At 54.7% G+C, this 18,629-nt stretch carries 13 protein-coding genes; 4 read left to right on the forward strand and 9 right to left on the reverse strand.

Annotated features, from left to right (window positions below; all coding sequences use genetic code 11):
- Window positions 1–86: 86 nt before the first annotated feature.
- The gene (locus tag H7B67_RS01725) at window positions 87–455 is read left to right on the forward strand and encodes a metalloregulator ArsR/SmtB family transcription factor (RefSeq protein ID WP_185118071.1); all 369 of its coding nucleotides are present in this window, start codon (window positions 87–89) and stop codon (window positions 453–455) included.
- Entirely contained in the window at window positions 442–2,565 is a 2,124-nt protein-coding gene (locus H7B67_RS01730) for a heavy metal translocating P-type ATPase (RefSeq protein WP_281067864.1), read from the forward strand. The genes H7B67_RS01725 and H7B67_RS01730 overlap by 14 nt, the downstream gene beginning before the upstream one ends.
- A 141-nt stretch (window positions 2,566–2,706) precedes the next feature.
- Here H7B67_RS01730 and H7B67_RS01735 read toward each other — a convergent pair whose 3' ends face one another.
- The 7 genes from H7B67_RS01735 to H7B67_RS01765 all read right to left on the reverse strand — a co-directional run bounded on the left by H7B67_RS01735 (window position 2,707) and on the right by H7B67_RS01765 (window position 12,252).
- Window positions 2,707–5,073, reverse strand: coding sequence for an AraC family transcriptional regulator (locus H7B67_RS01735; protein ID WP_185118073.1), 2,367 nt, complete (start codon window positions 5,071–5,073; stop codon window positions 2,707–2,709).
- A gap of 85 nt (window positions 5,074–5,158) precedes the next feature.
- Window positions 5,159–6,739: an extracellular solute-binding protein gene (locus tag H7B67_RS01740; protein WP_185118074.1), complete on the reverse strand. Its 1,581-nt coding sequence runs from the start codon at window positions 6,737–6,739 to the stop codon at window positions 5,159–5,161.
- Between the two features lie 39 nt (window positions 6,740–6,778).
- Window positions 6,779–7,660, reverse strand: coding sequence for a carbohydrate ABC transporter permease (locus H7B67_RS01745; RefSeq protein ID WP_185118075.1), 882 nt, complete (start codon window positions 7,658–7,660; stop codon window positions 6,779–6,781).
- Window positions 7,660–8,562, reverse strand: coding sequence for an ABC transporter permease (locus H7B67_RS01750; RefSeq protein ID WP_245363763.1), 903 nt, complete (start codon window positions 8,560–8,562; stop codon window positions 7,660–7,662). The genes H7B67_RS01745 and H7B67_RS01750 overlap by 1 nt, the downstream gene beginning before the upstream one ends.
- 193 nt (window positions 8,563–8,755) lie before the next feature.
- Entirely contained in the window at window positions 8,756–9,637 is an 882-nt protein-coding gene (locus tag H7B67_RS01755) for a carbohydrate ABC transporter permease (protein ID WP_185118076.1), read from the reverse strand.
- A gap of 27 nt (window positions 9,638–9,664) precedes the next feature.
- Entirely contained in the window at window positions 9,665–10,618 is a 954-nt protein-coding gene (locus H7B67_RS01760) for an ABC transporter permease (protein ID WP_185118077.1), read from the reverse strand.
- Window positions 10,619–10,707: 89 nt separating this feature from the next.
- Window positions 10,708–12,252, reverse strand: coding sequence for an extracellular solute-binding protein (locus H7B67_RS01765; RefSeq protein WP_185118078.1), 1,545 nt, complete (start codon window positions 12,250–12,252; stop codon window positions 10,708–10,710).
- Window positions 12,253–12,621: 369 nt separating this feature from the next.
- Between H7B67_RS01765 and H7B67_RS01770 the strand changes: the two genes are divergently transcribed.
- Complete coding sequence (locus H7B67_RS01770; RefSeq protein ID WP_342592569.1) at window positions 12,622–14,763, forward strand: helix-turn-helix domain-containing protein; 2,142 nt, start codon at window positions 12,622–12,624, stop codon at window positions 14,761–14,763.
- A gap of 81 nt (window positions 14,764–14,844) precedes the next feature.
- Here H7B67_RS01770 and H7B67_RS01775 read toward each other — a convergent pair whose 3' ends face one another.
- Entirely contained in the window at window positions 14,845–15,885 is a 1,041-nt protein-coding gene (locus H7B67_RS01775) for a glycoside hydrolase family 88/105 protein (RefSeq protein WP_185118080.1), read from the reverse strand.
- A 130-nt stretch (window positions 15,886–16,015) separates the two neighbouring features.
- On the opposite strand from H7B67_RS01775, the gene H7B67_RS01780 reads away from it, so the two are divergent.
- A complete protein-coding gene (locus tag H7B67_RS01780) occupies window positions 16,016–16,843 on the forward strand; it encodes an AraC family transcriptional regulator (protein ID WP_185118081.1) in 828 nt (275 codons plus the stop codon).
- A gap of 80 nt (window positions 16,844–16,923) precedes the next feature.
- On the opposite strand, the gene H7B67_RS01785 is transcribed toward H7B67_RS01780, so the two are convergent.
- Window positions 16,924–18,627: a hypothetical protein gene (locus H7B67_RS01785; protein ID WP_185118082.1), complete on the reverse strand. Its 1,704-nt coding sequence runs from the start codon at window positions 18,625–18,627 to the stop codon at window positions 16,924–16,926.
- Window positions 18,628–18,629: the final 2 nt, after the last annotated feature.

An 18,629-nucleotide genomic window follows, 5' to 3' on the forward strand; every position in this document is an offset into this window, starting at 1 on the left:
ATATATTCAAACATATGTTTGACTGATCATTTCAAAAACGTTATGCTGACTATAATCAAACATTCATTTGATTGAGGAGGTGCGCCGTGAAGGACAGCTGCGAAATTTACTGTTACGACGAACCTAAAGTGCGGAAGGTGCAGGTTGCGCTTCAGCGGCAAGATATTCAAGGAATGACCAGGATGTTTAAGGCGCTCGCGGATGAGACGCGGATGAAGATCGCATTCGCTCTGTGCGAAGAAGAGGAGCTCTGCGTGTGCGATGTGGCGAATATTATCGGTTCCTCCTTGGCTACTGCATCGCATCATCTGAGGTCGCTCAAGCAGCTTGGTTTGGCCAAATTCCGCAAGGAAGGCAAATTGGCTTTTTACTCCTTGCAGGATGAGCATGTTCGGCATTTCATTCATCTGGCTTCAATGCCCGGCAAGGAGCTGAATGCACTTGCAGCCCCATGAAGGAACCAACGAGAAACAAGTTTATCGCGTCCAAGGTTTTACGTGCGCCAATTGCGCGGGTATGTTCGAAAGGAATGTAAAAAGCCTTCCCGGCGTTACGGACGCCCAGGTTAACTTCGGCGCGGCCAAGATTACCGTCATCGGACATGCAACGATGGCGGAGCTGGAAAAGGCGGGCGCTTTCGAAAATTTGAAGCTCGCCCCCGATAAACAGAAAATCATAGAGAAGAAAGAACCTTTGTGGAAAGAAAATCGGAACGTCCTTCTCTCGGTTCTGTTAATGGCCGCCGGTTATTTCCTGGCTTACGGCTACGGGGAAGATGCGGTCGTTTCGGCTTTGGCTTTCGGCGCAGCCATCCTTATCGGCGGATATGAGCTGTTTATTAAAGGGATAAAGAATCTTGCCAAGCTCCGGTTCGACATGAGCACGCTGATGACCGTAGCCATAATAGGCGTGGCCGCGATCGGAGAATGGAGCGAAGGCGCCGTTGTCGTCGTCCTATTCGCGATTAGCGAAGCGCTCGAACGCTACTCTATGCACAATGCCAGACAATCGATTCGTTCGCTTATGGACATAGCGCCGCAAGAAGCTCTGATCAAGCGCGGTTCGGTTGAGCAGACGGTGAACGTAGACGATATTCAAGTCGGCGACGTCATGATCGTAAAGCCAGGTCAGAAGCTGGCCATGGATGGCGTCGTATTGAACGGAATCTCGACGATCAATCAGGCGGCTATAACGGGCGAATCCGTTCCTGTCGCGAAAACCAGGGATGACGAGGTGTTCGCCGGTACTTTGAATGGGGAAGGCCTGCTTGAGGTCGAAGTGACCAAACGCGTTGAAGATACGACCCTCTCCAAAATCATTCACCTTGTGGAGGAAGCGCAGGCCGAACAAGCGCCCTCTCAGGCATTTATTGACCGCTTCGCTAAGTATTACACGCCCGCGATTATGGTGCTGGCTGTCGGGGTCGCCGTCGTTCCGCCTCTATTCGGAGCAGACTGGGGAGATTGGATTTACCAAGGCCTGTCGTTGCTTGTGGTAGGCTGTCCTTGCGCGTTGGTCATCTCCACTCCCGTTTCTATCGTTACGGCGATCGGCAACGCAGCCAAGAACGGCGTCCTAATCAAAGGCGGGATTCATCTTGAAGAGGCGGGGCGCATCAAGGCTGTCGCGTTCGATAAAACGGGGACCTTAACCAAAGGGTTTCCCGAAGTGACGGAGATCGTTGCCTTGGACGGACGTAACGAAGCGGAAATGCTGGCCATTGCCGCAGGAATCGAGAAAGGATCCCAACATCCGTTAGCGTCGGCGATCGTACGCAAGGCTGAACAAACAGGCGCTTCTCTATCTCTTCCGGTGGACGACGTCCAGTCGATCACAGGCAAAGGCATTAAAGCTACGATAGGAGACCGACTATTTTATATAGGCAGTCCTAGGCTGTTCGACGAACTGGAATTCGAGGTCGCCGAATCGGTACGCGAGCAAATCGTCACGCAGCAAATGCAAGGGAAAACCGTTATGGGATTAGGGACGCAAAAAGAAATGCTGGCGCTAATCGCAGTGGCAGATTCCGTTCGCGATTCAAGCAAAGCCGTCATTGACGAACTTCGTGCCCTCGGAGTCAACAAGACGATCATGCTTACCGGAGACAATCAAGCGGCGGCCGAAGCGATCGGCAAGCAGCTTGGCGTAACCGAGATCAAGGCGGAATTGCTGCCGCAGGACAAACTCGAATCCGTCAAGAAGCTCAGAGAAAGCTATTCAAGCGTCGCCATGGTCGGTGACGGAGTGAATGACGCCCCCGCCTTGGCTGCCTCCACCGTCGGAATCGCAATGGGCGGCGCGGGAACGGACACTGCGCTGGAGACAGCCGATATCGCGTTAATGGCGGACGACTTGCGCAAGCTGCCTTACACGATCCGACTAAGCCAAAAGACGCTTTCGGTCATCAAACAAAACGTGATTTTCTCCTTAGGCATCAAGCTGCTGGCTTTCGTTCTGATCGTTCCCGGATGGCTGACCTTATGGCTTGCGATTTTGGCCGATATGGGGGCTACTTTGATCGTGACGCTTAACAGCTTGCGATTGTTAAAGGTGAAGCGCCGATAAGGGTGAAACCTAGCGGCAGCACTTCCCTGTTTATTTAAGCGCCTTGTCGATCGGAAAAGCCATGCCGAACCACGCCTTCTTGGCTTGAAGCGCAGCCTGAGCCAGCTATTGAAAGGCGCCGAACCGATTCGGGGAAGCAAGCTAGGATTCGTTTGCTTTCCCCTGATTCCGGCTCTCCCGATACTGCGTCGGCGTCATTCCGGTCTCGGCTTTGAACAGCTTATTGAAGTACGAGTGCTGGTAGCCGACGCTTTCGGCCACTTCGTTGATCCGTAGCGTCGTCGTCAAGAGCAGCTCCTTCGCCTTGGCCATTCGCAATTGAAGGATGTATTCCACGTAGGTGACGCCTATCGCTTGCTTAAACGAACGGCTTAGCGTATAAGGACTCGTGTGCAGCCGTTCCGCGCAAGCTTCAAGCGGCAGATCCTCCATATACCGCTCTCCGATCCATTCCGTCGCCTGCTCGACCAGCCTGCGCGCGCCGATGTTCTGCGCTTTGCCGAACTCGTCGAGATAGGGCTTCACGATCCGCTCCCGCAGCCAACCGCGAATTTTCCGGGCATCCGGCAACCCTAGCATTTCTTCGAATAGGTGGCCGTCCGTAAACAAGGGATGCTGGGTGAAGCCGATCTCGATCAGCATCCTTCTCACGCTGCCCACCAGCTGCAGGCACGTGTGCCGGAACGCCGCGTCCTTGTCGCTGATCCGCTCCGCCGAATCCAGGAACTGCCTAAGCCGCTCCTCCGATTCCTCCGGCAATCCGAGCCTCATGACGTGCAGCAGCTCGCTCTCCTCCTCGGACGGATAACGGACCGCCGACGACGAAGCCGCGCTCTCGAATTCGTCCAGATCGATGACTTGATGGACCTCCTGCAAGTCCCGGTAGCTGACGGCCTTGCGGGCACGTTCGAGGAGTTCCGGGATGGTGCCGATTCGGTCCGTCGAACTGCCGACGATGATCGTCACATGCATGCGAAGAACGTTCGCCAGCGTCTCGATCAAGGCTTGGGAGAACGCCAGCAGTTCTTGTTTGGCCTGTTCCGGACGGACGGAACGGCTCACCGAGTGCAGCAATCCCACCGACAGGTTGTGAAAGTTGACCGGATCCGCCCGCAGACGGTGCCGCTCCGCCAGTTCGCCGGCGATGTTGGCCGCCGCGAAGGAGACCAGTTGGCGGTCGCTCTCCTGAAACCTGGCCTGCTCGGTCGACAAGCCGGACAGCTGGATGAGCAGCAGAGAGAACCGGCTGTCCTGCACGGCCCAGCCCAGATGCTCCATCCGCTCCCGAAGTTCTCCCTCGCCGAGCGCGTAAAGATGACCTTGCACCAGCTGCAGCAAGAAGCCTTGCCTGAGCGAAGGCTCCGCCTTCGCCAGCTTATCTCTCAGCGTCCGGCTCTCCAAGCCAAGCCTAGTCCACTGACGTTCCAAATACTCGATCTCGTGCAGAGGCTCCTGCTTCTGCTCCAGCTCTTCCTGGCCGCCCGGATTCCCGCCGCCGAAGAGCCGAACGAGACGGCCGATCGGACGATACAGCCGCTCGGTGGCGAACCAGCTGAGAATCAGGCTGGCGATTATCCCCACCAGACCGGCAGCCGCCAGCCACCGGGAGGTTAGCAGCACGGGAGCGGTCAATTCGGACAACGGGCTGGCCGTCACGTAGATCCATTCGGCTGAAGTAACGCGGCTATAGGAGACTTGATAGGTTTCCTTTTGCCAATCGAAACGAAAGTATCCCTGCTTCGCCTCTTTCTTCTCCAGTACGACCCGTCTCAGAGATTCGGACAATTCCGCTTCGCCCGTCCCCGGCTTCGTAATCCACTCGCCGCCGTTCTGCATGAGGAACGCCGCCCCGCGATCTCCGTTCTGCAGGTACCGGACCGCGCTTTCGATCTCCTGGCTGCTTAAATTAAGGACGAAGGCCCCGAACGGCTTGGCCGAATACCAAGGCAGCTTGAAGATCATCGAGACCGGGGCGCTTGCTCCCTTGTCGTTCAGAGGCAGATCGTACGCCAGGAAGAGCCCTTCGCTCCGTTCCAATAACCGGTTGTAAGAGCTCAGACGATCGCCCGACAAGGGAACGATACCGTCCGTGGAGACCAGCGATTGCTGCCGACTCAGGTAGAGCCGGGCGTCTTGGATAAACAAATTCGAGCCTCCGACGACCAGCAGCGATTGCATCAGTTCGTTGGACTGATTGATATTGTCCAGGAACGAGAATCGGTCCAGGTAGACGCCGAACAAGGGATTCGTCGACCAGCGGCTCATCACCGTGCCGATCTGGTCGAACTGCTTGGCGAGCATCTCCGACACTTGCTCCGTCCGAAGCTGATGGGAGCGGATCGCCTGCCTCTCGATTTGCCGGACCCCGATCCAATAGTTGCTTATCGCGATAAACAGGGATGGGACGCTCGCTATCAATAGCAAAAGAGCCAGGCTTCTGCGGAAATACCGGCCTTTGCCGTTTTTCTCTCTCTTCCGGTCCTGCCATCTCAGATACCTTCCGGGCAAAGCGCCGCCTCCTCATCCCTTCACGGCAAGAAAGAGCGCCCTCGCCGCGGCATGCAGCCGGACAAGGTGCTCTTGTCTTGTTCGTTTACTTCGCGCCCAGACGTGCTTGATAGGCCGCGTTATACTCCTCCGCGATCTTGAGATACGTCTTGTCGGCCTTGAGCTGGGCGACGAGCTTATCCCAATCCTCCAAGGTCCGGTCTCCCATGATCACCTTCGTCTTCATATCCTGGATCTTCTTGTTGTAGTCGCTGCCCATCGTGGCGGCCGTCTCCGACGTTAAGCCATTGATCGGATTCGCGACGCTCACCTCCGCCGCTTCGTCGATGAGCTTCCGCTCTTTCTCGAGCTTCTCCGGCGGCAAGTCCTTGCCGAGGGTCGAGTATTTGTCGTACTTCATGAAGATGTTCTGCATAAAGCCGAAGCTCGGATCGTTCTGGGCCTTGTCCGTCAATTCATAGATTCCGTCCACGAGATTGAAATCGATGCCCGACCGGCCGTAGAACGCCAATTCGTTCCCTTCGTCGGTCGCGCCGTAGTCGAGAAACTCGAGCAGCTTCTTCACTTTCTCCTCCGGAACGCGCTTCGGAATGACGAACATGCCGAAGTGTCCGCTGCCCTTGGCCGCGTATTTGCCGCTTGGCCCCTCCAGATATGGAAGCCATTCGACATCGACGTCCGTCTGTCCTGCATTCTTCAATTCCCGGATCGCGTTGACGATCTCGGCCGGCTTATCCGCGTAGATGCCCGCCTTGCCCGAATAAACCAGATCCTTCGTCTGATCGTACTTGAGCAGCGCGAAGTCCTTCGGAAGCAACCCGTCCCGGTACGCGTTCCGGAACCATTCCAGCGCCTGGCGCTCGGTAGGCTCGAAGGTGGTATCGATCAGCTTGCCGTCCACGACCTTGTACTTGCCGGCCGTGCCGTTGAACGTATCTTCGATGAAAGCAAACTGCCCCATGTTCTCCTGGCCGACGAATCCCGACATTCCGATCGTGTTCGCCTGACCGTCCGGCGCGTTCTCTTTAAACGCTTTCATAACGGCATACAGCTCATCGGTCGTTCGCGGAGCCTGCAGATTCAGCTTCTCCAGCCAGTCCGTGCGAATCAGCGGATGCACGTTGCCTTCCGTCGGCCGCACGCGAGGCACTCCGTAAAGTTTACCGTCGACGAGATTGTTTGTAAAAGCCCCTTCGGGGAACTTCATCAGGTTCGGATACTCCTTGATGAGCTCCGTCAGATCCCAGAAGGCTCCCTGCTGAGCCATGGCGCGGAACGCCGCGTTGCCGGTATCGAGAACGAGCGTCAGATCCGGCATGGCGCCGGAAGCGAGCGTGACGTTGATCTTCTCGCCGAAATTATTGGGCGTGACCCACGTGAAGTCGAGCTTCGTATTCGTCCGTTTCTCAACTTCCTTTAAGATTTCGTTGTCTCCCGTCGGCGGTTCCTTCTGGTAGAAAATCGATAGGATGCTGATCTCCGTCGGCGGTCCGCTCGTCTCCGCGGCGGCGGATCCGCTGGGCGAGGCCGTTCCCGCGTTGGATGGAGAAGCGCTCTCGTTCGCATTGCTCACGTTGTTCCCGTTGTTCCCGCCGCAAGCGCTTACCATTACGGCTAAAGCTGCCAAGGCGGCGAATGACGTTATCCCCTTTTTCCGTTTGAACATGCTTTCGTTTCCTCCCTTTTGTCCCATTATATATTGTCATCATTCCTTCACGGAACCGACCATGGCTCCTTTGGCGAAGTGCTTCTGAAGGAATGGGTAGACCAGCAGAATCGGTACCGTCGACACGATGATCGCCGCCATCTTCTTGGATTGCGACGGCACGTCCTGGAGAGCGGAATCGGTTACGCCGCCGAGCGCGGTGGACGAATCGATCAGCATGTTCTGCAGCAAGATCTGCAGAGGCCACTTCTCCGGCTCGTTGATATAGAGAACGGCGGTAAAGAACGTGTTCCAATAAGCGACCGCATAGAATAGTCCGAACGCGGCGAGAGAAGAAAGCGACAGCGGGAGCACGATCCGGTACCAGACGCCGAAGTCGTTGCAGCCGTCGATCAAGGCGGCTTCCTCCAGAGCGGCCGGGATGGAGTCGAAGAAGCCCTTCATCAGCAACACATACCAGCCGCTCGTCAGCACGGGAATGATCAGCGACCAGACGCTGTTGATCATTCCCAGATCCCGCACGACGAGGTAGCCGGGGATGATGCCGGGGTTAAACAGCGTGGTCAGCAGAATCATCAGCAGGAGGACACGCCTTCCCTTCAGCCGCTTGCGGGATAACCCGTACGACAGCATGGAGGTAATGACCAGGCTGCACGCGGTACCGACGATGGCCAGAAACAGGCTGACGCCCGTCGCCCTCGGGAAAGCGCTCGTCGAGAAGAGGTACCGGTAAGCGTCTGCCGTCCATTGTTTAGGGAAGAGCAGCAGCACGCTCTGGCGAACCTCCGCCGGAGAAGCGAAGGAGACGATGAAGACGTAATAGAAGGGAAATAAGCATAATAAGGCGACCAGGATCAGAACAAGAGCGTTTACCCGCGAGAACCATCGCTCGCCTTGAGTTGCCATTACGGAAGATTTCATCAGTACAGTCCCTCCTCCCCGAATTTCTTGGACAAACGGTTGGCGATGACGACCAGGACGAGCCCGACGACGGACTTGAACAAGCCGACGGCCGTGCTGAAGCTGAACTGCCCTTGAAGAATGCCCGCCCGGTACACGTACGTATCGAATACCTCGGCGACCTCGGACACCGTTCCGTTCATCATCAGGTAAACCTGCTCGAAGCCGACGTCCATCATGTGCCCGATGCGGAGAATGAGCAAAATGATGATGACGTTGCGTATAGCCGGAAGCGTGACGTGCCAAATCTGGCGCAGCTTGCCCGCTCCGTCCAGCTTAGCCGCCTCGTAGAGCTGAACGTCGACGCCGGCGATCGCCGCGAGGAAGATGACCGTGCCCCACCCGACCTCCTTCCAGATCGACTGCACCGTCAGAACCCCCCAGAAGTACCTGGGATTCGTCAGGAAGTCGATGCGTTCCCCTCCTGCCGCGGCGATCAGCCCGTTGACGATTCCTTCCGACTCCGACAGCATGATGAGGCTGATTCCCGCGATGACAACCCAAGATAGGAAGTGCGGCAGATAGATGACCGACTGAACGGCTCCCTTGAACCAGCGAGTGCGAATCTCGTTCATCGTAAGCGACAGCATAATCGGCAGCGGGAAAAAGAAGATCAGGTTCAGCGCGTTGATGGCCAAGGTGTTCCGAAGCAACAGGAAAAAATCCGGATTCGAGAACAGCCGATCGAAGTGGGCGAAGCCGACCCACTCGCTATGCCATAGGCCCAAATAAGGGGAATAATTCTGAAAGGAAATCAGGACGCCCCACATGGGAACGTATTTAAAGATAAGGAAAAACAACAATCCGGGCAGAACCAACAGGTACAGAAACAAGTCGCGTCTCATCGTCCTAAGCATCGTCATGCTGCCGCTCTCTCCTTTGTTTACCGGGCTACTTCAAAGGATAGGTCCGGACTGGCTTGCCTGCATTAAAAACATCTTGCGAAGAGGCTTGAATGGGCTGCAACGATCTTGCGCAGAGCTTTGGAACGGCCATAAATAAAACAACTGGCAGCCAGCTTAGCGCCGACTGCCAGTCCGATTATCGAGGTTTTCTTTATCCTTTGATGCTTCCGAGCAGTGCGCCTTTGGCAAAGTGCTTCTGAAGGAACGGATACACGATCAGGATAGGAACGGTGGCGACTACGATTACCGCCATCTTTATGCTTTGCGCAGGCGGAAGAACATCTTCCGCCGCCCATCCCGTCGTATCGGCCGTTAAGGCTCCGGCCAGGATGACAATCTGTCTCAGGATAACCTGAACCGGCCATTTGGCCGCGTCGTTGATGTACATGACCGCCTGAAAGTAAGTGTTCCAATAGTTGACCGCATAGAACAAAGAGATGGTCGCGATCGCCGGCATCGATAGCGGAATGACGATGCGGAACAGAATGCTCCAGTATCCCGCTCCGTCGATTTTGGCCGATTCCTCCAACCCTTCCGGCAAGTTCTGGAAGAAGTTGCGCATGATGATCAAGTTAAAGGCGCTCATCGCGGAAGGGATAATCAAAGCGCCGTAGCTATCGATAAGGCCCAAGCTTTTCACGACGATGAAGGATGGGATCAACCCGCCGTTGAACAGCATCGTGAAGACAACCAGGAACATAATCGTTTGTCGCCCGCGCAGCGTTTTTTTGGACAATCCGAACGCCATCAATACCGTAAGCAGCATGCTGAAGAGGGTGCCGGCAACTGTTATAAAAACGGATACGCCTATGGATCGAATGACCGTGCTCGTCGAGAAAATATATCGGTAGGCATCGAAAGAAAATTCGGTCGGAATAAGCACTAATTGCTTCCGGGCAAGCTCTGCCGTGGTGGTGAAAGAGCCGGCCAATACATGAACAAAAGGAAGAACGGTAACAAGCCCCACTAAGGCCAACAAGGCGATATTGACCCCGTCGAATAACCGGCTTCCCCAAGATTTGTCTTGAATCATCCCGCTGCCCGCCTTCCATCGTACGGATTAATAAATTCCTTCTTCGCCGAATTTCTTGGACAGCCAGTTCGCCGCCATGACCAGGATCAGTCCTACTACCGATTTGAAGAACCCTACCGCGGCGCTGTAACTGAATTGACCCTGTTGCAGGCCGGCTACGTACACGTAAGTATCGAATACTTCGCCGACTTCCCGGTTCATCGCGTTCAACAACAGGAAGATATGTTCGAACCCTACCTCCAGCACGTCTCCGATCTTAAGGAGCAGCAGAACGACGATGACGCTTCGAATGGAAGGAAGGGTAATGTGCCAGATTTGCCGAAACCGCCCTGCGCCGTCGAGTCTAGCCGCTTCATATTGCTCAGGGTCGATGGAAGCCATAGCCGCGAGAAAAATGATCGTTCCCCAGCCGGACTCGCGCCAGATGATCTGCAAAATGTACGTTGGCCGCATCCAATCCGGATTCATGAGGAAGTTCACTTTATCGAAGCCCGCCGCGACCAACAGCTCGTTGATCAAGCCCCGATCCATCGATAGCAATACGAAAGAAATCGAGACGATGATCACCCAGGACATGAAATGCGGGATATAGACCAACGTTTGAATGACTCGCTTAAACCGATGCTGCCTGACTTCATTCAGCATGAGGGCTAAAAGAATCGGTACCGGAAAACAGAAGATCAGGTTCAAAAAAAACAAAGTCAACGTATTGAACAGGATCGTTAAAAACATAGGCTCGGAAAACAAACGTTCGAAATGGGCAAACCCCACCCACTCGCTGCCGAAAATCCCTTTGTACGGTTTGTAATCTTCGAAGGCAATCACTAAACCGAACATCGGAAGGTATTTGAATATGATAAAATACAGCAGCCCGGGAACGATCATCAAATACAAAGCGCCATGCTTGACGATGCTCTTACCCAAGCTTTCTTGGCCCGAGAGACGCCCTGGATATTTGGCTTGCGCATTCGCTGAATTCATAGCTCGGCCTCAGCTCCTTCCTTCTCCTGCTCCGTAAGAGAGAACGGGGCTGCATACGGCAACCCCGTCTCCGGGTTTCTATAACGATCTTATTGAGAGGCCGCCTGAGCAGCGGTATACTCGTCGATGATCTTTTGTCCTCCGTCGGCAAGCCATTTATCCACGGCCTTCTGGAATCCGGCTTCGTCGATCTCCCCAAGAATAAACTGGTACGTCGCATCGTTAATCGATTGCTGCAGGCGCGGACCCATCTCGACAAAGGTTTTCGATTCCAGCGGCGCCGTCGGATCGCTGATCATAAAGTTAACGTTGTCGAGGATCAGCTCATTCGCTTTTTGCGCAAGCGGATCCTCCACTTTCTCTCTGAGACGTTCCGGGATCGAAATATCCCCGCCCACTGCGATGGAGGTGCGATACGGACTCACTTCGCGATCCAGCAGCTTCTTATCGTCAACGGCCTTCGCGAGTCCGTCGACTACCGTGTAATGCTCTCCTTCTACGCCCCACTGCAGAAGATTCGCAAGCTCCGGAGACATGAGCCGGTCATAGAAGCCGAGCACTTCCTTGAGTTGCTCTTCGGATTTGATGGCGGATTTAGGGAATAGGTATACGGTGCCTCCCCCTTGAGTAAGCTCCCATACGCCGGGTCCTTTAGGTCCTTCAATGCGGTTCTGAACATCCAGTACGGCATTAGGATTGGATTTGGTCACTTCGGTCTTAAGCCCGGCTGCATCCTGCAGAGAACCGACGTAAGCCCCCGCGGTGCCATTGATGAACAACGCGCGTTGATCCTCTTTGCTGGTGACGGGGAAGTCCTGGTTAATCAATCCTTCTCGATGGAGCTTCTGGAAGAACTTCATCGTCTCCATGTACTCCGGGAACATGAACTCAGGCAATAGCTTGCCGTCTTTCTCTCCCCAATAGTTCGGGGTGCCATGCCAAGAGGCGACCGTTTTAAACGCGCCGAAGATCAAATCGCTGCGGTCCGTTAGTCCGATCGTATCGTTCTTGCCATTGCCGTCCGGATCGTTGTTCTTGAATTGGTTAAGCATTTCATAAAACTCGTCCAGGTTTGTCGGAGCCGACAACCCGAGTTTATCGGCCCAGTCCTTCCGATAGGTCAAGCCTTGGCGCGCGAACGGCCTCTCCGAATAGAGAGAGTACAGCTTGCCGTCTACCTTCATAACGTCGATGACGGACTGGCTCAGATGACTGAGGTTCTCATATTCGCTTAGATAAGGGCCGATCTCCCAGAACTGTCCGTCCACGATCGCCTCGCTGAATTTATTGAGATCCCCGGTGAATACCATCGGCAAGGCATCCGTAGCGAAAGCCGCATTCACCTTGTCGTTGTAGATCGTTGCCGGCACCCACTGAATCTCGAGTTCCGTATTCGTTTTTTCCTCGATCAGCTTTTCGATTTTGTCCGTCGGAACTTCGGCGGAATTAAGCCCCGCCATGATGGTTATTTTCGTCGGTTTTGCAGCTTCGGCCGATGCTTCCTTGGTTCCGCTTGCGGAACCGCTGGCGGCAGGCGATGGAGAAGACGTCGTTTCCTCGTTATTCCCGCAACCAACGATTAGCGCCAATGCAACGCTTGTCGGCACTAACACGGCTAACCTTTTCCGATTCATATCATGACCTCCGTTTTGTATATGGAATAGCTTGAACAATTCCCATTCTGGGGTCGGCGGCTCGTTACGTAAATAATCCGATCATTTGTCCGGCGCTTATCAAATATACGGATTACCGCCTCGAAAGTGATTATTGTCGCGCTTCGCGATCGGACGATACAATGGGATTGTAAGCACTTTCTTATTCGCAGAAAGGCGGTCCTAATGAATAGATACAGCATACATACTAAGATGATCATTTTCGGATGCGCCGTTAGCATCATCCCGTTATTGATGCTTGGTTTCTTCTCCTACCAGAAATCATCGGAATCGATCCAGAGGCACGTAAACGAAAGCCGGCTCGATTCTCTGCAACAGTTAAGGGGAAGCATGGAACAGCTGCTGCGATCGCTCGACTACACTTTGAGTTATATCGTGAATACCAAGCTCGTACAAGAATCCATTTATCAAGAGCTGAACTATCGGGAATTCATTCGTTTCCATAATCTCACCCAAGAACTGGCCTTGCTTAAATCGCCCATAACGGAAGTCGACGACGTTATCTTGGCCAGCTATGTCTCCGATTGGCTCATTAACAATCAAGGCTTGTCAAAGTTCGAATCGTTTAAATACAAAGACCAGCTTGTAGATTTGATGAACAAAAAAACGGTAACGACCTGGATGATCGTCCCTACCGATTCCATCAGCTCAACCTATCAATCGAGCTTTAGCTGCCGATATTCCATCGTTCTCGCCAAGAAGACGCCTTATTTGTCCGCGGAGAAACGAGGAATCGCCGCCGTCACGATCCCGACCTGCAATATGGCCGACCTGATCAACGAACCGTCCGCCAGCGATATTATGGTGCTCGATCAAACGAATCAAGTCATTATTCATCCGCAGCAGGAATTGATCGGAGCCCGTATCGATGAGCTGGGATACTTGGATTCCGCCGAGCTTGCCAATCTGGAAGGCGACTCCGGACAATTCGTCGCGAAGAACGGTCAACATACCGTTACCTATTTAAAAGCGCCATTCAACCAGTGGACTTATGTATCCTTTACCGAGATGTCGGAGCTGACCCAAGAATCCCGCGAGATCGGCTGGTTTACCGTTTATGTCTGCATGTTCATCGTCGTAGGATCGATCGTCATGGTCTGGTTGGGCAGCCGCAACGTCTATTCGCCGATCCGGCGCCTGTTCCAGGACGTGGTTCAACGTTCGCCCGAAGGCCATAAAGCCAAAAGGAACGAAATCCAGGTCATCAACGATCACTTCCGGGACATGTTCGCTTCCATTTCGACTTTGACGACGGAATTGGGCAGGCATCGCGAGCAGGCCGTGAGCCTTTTTCTCCACAAGCTTTATCTGGGCACGAACAAAAAATCCGAGACCGAGGACGAGCTTCGGAGATTCGGCCTCGAGGATCGGTTGTCAGCCTGGAATCACTGCAGCGTGCTCACTCTTCAGATCGATTTGCTCGAGAATACCCGCTACGAACAAACGGATCTTGATCTGCTGCTATTCGCCATTACGAACATTATCGAAGAGATGGTCCCGCCGGAAGAACGATTGCCGACGATTATCATTGAACAGACGCATGTCCTCTTGATAGGCAGCCAGGAAACAAACCTGAGTACATTTAATGATCACGTTTATAAGCTGACGGAACAAGTGCAGCGCAATATAAGAAGCTATCTCGACTTGGATGTCAGTATCGGCATCAGCTTGCCATTCCAGCAGCTGCTTCATGCTTCGCGTGCCTATCGCGAAGGCATGGAGGCGTTAAAGCATCGCATGAAGCTTGGGAAAGGCGTCATCATTCCTTATTTCAGCATGAATTCGGGACATCACCGCAAGGTGGTCTTCTATCCCAAACAAATCGAGAGCGAGCTCATGGATTCGGTTCGGCTGGCCGACGAGAACCGAGCGCATGAAGCCTTGCGTCAATGGTTGACGGAAGTATTCGAGAAAGAAAGAGAACCTCATGAATACCAGGTCTCGTTGATCTGCCTTCTGAACGAGTTCATGATTCTCATGCAGGAAGCGGGGATCTCCCCGAGAAGCATGGCCGGCGAGGAACAGTCGCTTTACGAGCAATTGCTGCACCTATATATTAGTTCGGAGATCGAGGTCTGGTTTAGGAAAAGAGTAATCGCTCCCGTTATCGAAGTGTTCCGCGAACGCCAAGAATCGACCTATCATCGGTTAAGCGAACAAATCATCCATATCATAGAGAACGAATACGATCGGGATATTACGCTTGACGAGTGTGCTTCCAGACTGCACTACAACTTGTTCTATGTAAGCACTATTTTCAAGAAAGAAACCGGCGTCACCTTCAGCGAATACCTGGCGATGTACCGATTGAACAAAGCGAAGAAGCTGCTGATCGAGACGGATCTTCCCATTAAGGAAATTGCCGAACGGCTTACGTACAACAATCCGCAGAACTTCATCCGTTACTTCCGCAAGCTGGAGGGGATCACGCCCGGTCAGTACCGCAAAAATCATAACGGCAGAAAAGAATAGGCAGCGTAAAAACAAGCAGAAAAGATAAAGGCTCGACCATTAAAGATCGAGCCTTTCCTTAAATTTACCTATCTGCGCTAGTTACTGTTCGTTCTTTTCTTCCAGAACCGAAGCCAGGAACGCCAATGCCAGCCCCTGCCCCCAGCCCTGCGCCCATTTCCTGTCGATGTTCAGGTAGCCGGCGATGTCGTTCATGACCGCCGTGCCGCCCGATACGTTCAGAACGCGTCCATTGTCGGCTATATTGGCTAAAACGCCGTCGAGCGCCTTCCGCACGTATTTCTTATGCAAGGGATTGCCTTGGGTGACCATCGCCGCGGCGATGCCCGCCGTAGCCGACACTTCGCCGTAAGCTTCCGGATAATCGAGAACGGTGCCCCAGAGACCGTCGTCCTTTTGCAGCTTCTTGATGGCCGCCAGCTGGTCGCGCAAGGAGCTCCAGATATGCATCATCGGAGGATACAAGTAACTCTCCGGCAGGATCTTGGCCGCTCTGGACATCGTATAAGCCGCCCATGCGTTGGCCCGCGCCCAGTAGATGCCGGACATATGATCCTTATGAATATGGTTATACCCGTGATACCATAACGCGTCATTCTCGTCTTGCAGGTAATTAATATGCCAGAAAAATTGATGCAAGGCGTCTTCAATGAGCGGTTTCTTATTAAAGGCAATTCCGGTTCTCAGCATAAAGTAGGCTGCCATGAACAACGTATCCGCCCAGCATTGCTCCGGGAAATCGTTCTTGGCCGACACCGTGTGCTGCAGCACTCGATCCCCGAATCGCAGGGCTTTGTTTTCCAAATAGTCGATTTTGCTGAAAATAAGCTCCTCGTACTTCTTGTCCTTCGTGTGTTCGTATAAGGTTAGCAGCATGTGCCCCATCGCACAGGTGTTAACCGTCCAATTCGGGAGCCCGGCTTCCAGATATTCGTCCACCCAAGCGATCATCCGATCCAAATAAGCCTGCTCGCCCGTTACTTCGAAAGCGCGGCTAACCCCGTAATAGGCAACGCCGCCGGGCCAATCCCAGGTGAGGTCCATGTCGAACGTATAATCCGCCACGCGCCCGACGATTTGCTTCAATTCGCTTGGAGTCCCTTCAATCGTCAAGAGAATCATCCTTTCCTATCGCTCGAAATTCCAAACCAAATAGGATAAAACCGCCGTTTATTCTTTCATTCTACGAGTTTGTATTAGCGGATTCTATATAATAAAATCAATGCAGCATATAAGAATATGGAGGTCGCTTATGAAACGCCGCATCGTTCCATCTTCCCCCGCCGAGACCCTCCCCTTGCAGCTGGAATCTATCGGAGTGAGTCCCGAACAGGAGAAAATCGTGCGACCGAAAGGCTATCCCTATTACCATTGGCTCCAGACGGTGGAAGGGGAAGGCGAGTTCACGGCGAACGGCCGCACCTGGAAAATGACAAAGCGATCCGGAGTCCTATTATCTCCGCATATCCCTCATCGTTACGAGGCGATTGCCGGTCCTTGGCATACGGCATTTATCACTTTCCACGGAAGCTTGGCGGCCCATTTCGTCCAATCCTTCGGGTGGCGGGAATCGGAACGCTTCCATTGGGAAGCCGGCAATGACTCCCTTTTGGCCATTCTTGCGGATATGCTAACGCGCGCGGAAGCCGGAGGAGACCCTTCCGGATGGCGAACGTCCTCGGATCTGTATCGGTTTCTTACTCACTTAAAAACGAACGCCAGAACCGACAACCGGCCGTCCATGTCCAAGAGGTTCGAGAGAATACAGCTTCTGCTGGATTGGCTTGAAACGGAATTTGCGAATCCCGCCATCGGATTAGCGGAGATGTCGCATTTGCTTGAGATCGGCGAAAGGCAGCTGAATGAGAAATTCCGAGAGCTTTACGGCCTAACGGCTTATGCCTATTTAATTCAACTGCGAATCAGGAAAGCGAAGGAATGGCTTCCCTCCCGGCAGGATTGGACCGTCCGTCGAATCGGGGAAGCCGTAGGGTTCCGCGACGCGAGCCACTTCGTCGCAACGTTTCGGCGCCTGGAAGGAATGACTCCGGATTCTTATCGGAAGCTTCATGGCGGTTGACTTGGTTTGGGGGAAGGATCATCACAACAAACCGCCTTCGGAGGGAAGGCGGCTTGTTGCCGTGCATGTCGTGTCGTTTGCTACTTCACGATCTCGAACTCTAGAGTAAAGCCCGCGGAGTCGCCGGGGTACATGCGCACTTCTCCGCCGCCGAACCGCTGTCTCCAGCAGTCGCCGCTCCCGTTGAAGGGTCGCAGCGTCTCCCGAACGCGGTCGTCGCGGAGAAAATCGTCCGTCGCCAGCCAGAAACCCGCGCCTAACCTGCCGCTCGTCCTCCATGCTTCCGGTACCAGCCACGACGCGATGACGACCGTCGCGCCGTCGTCCGCGCATCGGCGTACCGCCGCCAGCGTCTCCTCGGCGATACGCGTTCCCGCGACTATGATCAGCTTGGGCCGGCCAAGCCGGTCGGCGCGGACCTTCTCGTCGTAGACGAGCACGTTGTTCATAGGCTGGAACAGCGGATGCACCCGCTCCGCCTCCGGCAGCGGCACGCCCGATACGAGCGGGAACGATTCCGGCGGGTAATCCGCCTTCAGCTTGTGCCGCGGGAACGCGTAGCCCGGGATGTGCAGGCAGCTTCCGTGCGCCGGAATCCGGCCGTGGCTTAGCAGTTGCCAGACGTGGAACACGCTGGCGCCTTCTTCTCCGGCCGTCAGCTCGCGGTTCCCGTAGAGCCGTTCATTCTGCCCGTAGTTGCTGTCGTCGGCGTGAATGAACGCGATATCGGGCTCCGCGTCCAAGTGTCCCCACGGCAGCGGGTTCTCCGGCACGTACTTGCGGGCGAATTCTTCCCACACCTCTCCGAACTCCGTCTTGCGGAATGCACGCCCTTGCTCTTGCCCTTGACTTTGCCCTTGCTCTTGGCCCTTCCTTGCCCACCGCCCCTGTCCATACTGCAACAGCGCGTCGACATTCTCGGCGAACAGATGCGAAGGCCCCATCCAATAACCCATCCGAAGCGCTGAAGCGTACTCCTCCGGCGAATGCCCCGGGAAACCGGACGTTCGGGTGAACCACGGTCCCGCGTCCGGCCCCCACAGATCCGCGCAAATCCACAGCTTGCGACCGTACTGCTTCGCTGCTCCGAGAGCCGTCGACAGCTGCAGCGGCTGGAACGATTCCTTCATGATCTTCGGACATAGATCCATCCCGGCGCGAGCGTATACATGGAACATCACGGGGAATACGTGCTCGGTCACCAGCGTAGCCCCGCCGGCTTCCAGTCCGCGTTCCTCCAACAGCCTGCGGACATGCGCCGTCCGGGCCGCCGCGGCATCGGCCACCGCTTGCTCGCTCCGTTCCAGCGTCAGCCCGTCCGTCGCTCCCCAATGCGGATAGTAGCCGTCCTTCCGATACTGCGACGCGTTGATCTGCAGGTGCTCGGGCTCGTCGTACAGCAACCCCATCAGACGGCCGCTCGAGGCGGCCTCCAGCACGGCGGCGTCCGGCACGTCGAACCGGTTGGTGCCTTCCGCATGCGGCCCGTTAATGTTGCCGTACTCGTTGCCGAGGCAGACGTCCAGCCCATGAGCCTCGGCATCGCGGAGCAGCTCGGCGTGACTCTCTAGTCCCGGAATCGCGTGATGGACATAGAAATCCGCACCAAGCTCCTTGATCGCTTCCATAAATTCACGCGGCGAAGGCGTCGGGTCCTGCGCCGGAACGATGCTTCCCGTGCCCGTGCGCATAATGGCTGCCGAAGGCTCCTCCGCCCAAGGGTCCAGCCAAGATACGGTTGGCCCCTGAATGCCTAGCCGCGGTCGGCGATCCGCTTGCTTCATCC

This window comes from Cohnella thailandensis, assembly GCF_014212135.1.
GTDB classification, from domain to species: Bacteria; Bacillota; Bacilli; order Paenibacillales; family Paenibacillaceae; genus Cohnella; species Cohnella thailandensis.

Excerpts from the sequence above, each read along its gene's own strand:
- H7B67_RS01740 (WP_185118074.1), bottom strand. The coding sequence starts at position 6,739 with ATGTTCAAACGGAAAAAGGGGATAACGTCATTCGCCGCCTTGGCAGCT.
- H7B67_RS01745 (WP_185118075.1), bottom strand. The coding sequence starts at position 7,660 with ATGAAATCTTCCGTAATGGCAACTCAAGGCGAGCGATGGTTCTCGCGG.
- H7B67_RS01750 (WP_245363763.1), bottom strand. The coding sequence starts at position 8,562 with ATGACGATGCTTAGGACGATGAGACGCGACTTGTTTCTGTACCTGTTG.
- H7B67_RS01755 (WP_185118076.1), bottom strand. The coding sequence starts at position 9,637 with ATGATTCAAGACAAATCTTGGGGAAGCCGGTTATTCGACGGGGTCAAT.
- H7B67_RS01760 (WP_185118077.1), bottom strand. The coding sequence starts at position 10,618 with ATGAATTCAGCGAATGCGCAAGCCAAATATCCAGGGCGTCTCTCGGGC.
- H7B67_RS01765 (WP_185118078.1), bottom strand. The coding sequence starts at position 12,252 with ATGAATCGGAAAAGGTTAGCCGTGTTAGTGCCGACAAGCGTTGCATTG.
- H7B67_RS01770 (WP_342592569.1), top strand. The coding sequence starts at position 12,622 with ATGGAACAGCTGCTGCGATCGCTCGACTACACTTTGAGTTATATCGTG.
- H7B67_RS01775 (WP_185118080.1), bottom strand. The coding sequence starts at position 15,885 with ATGATTCTCTTGACGATTGAAGGGACTCCAAGCGAATTGAAGCAAATC.
- H7B67_RS01780 (WP_185118081.1), top strand. The coding sequence starts at position 16,016 with ATGAAACGCCGCATCGTTCCATCTTCCCCCGCCGAGACCCTCCCCTTG.
- H7B67_RS01785 (WP_185118082.1), bottom strand. The coding sequence starts at position 18,627 with ATGAAGCAAGCGGATCGCCGACCGCGGCTAGGCATTCAGGGGCCAACC.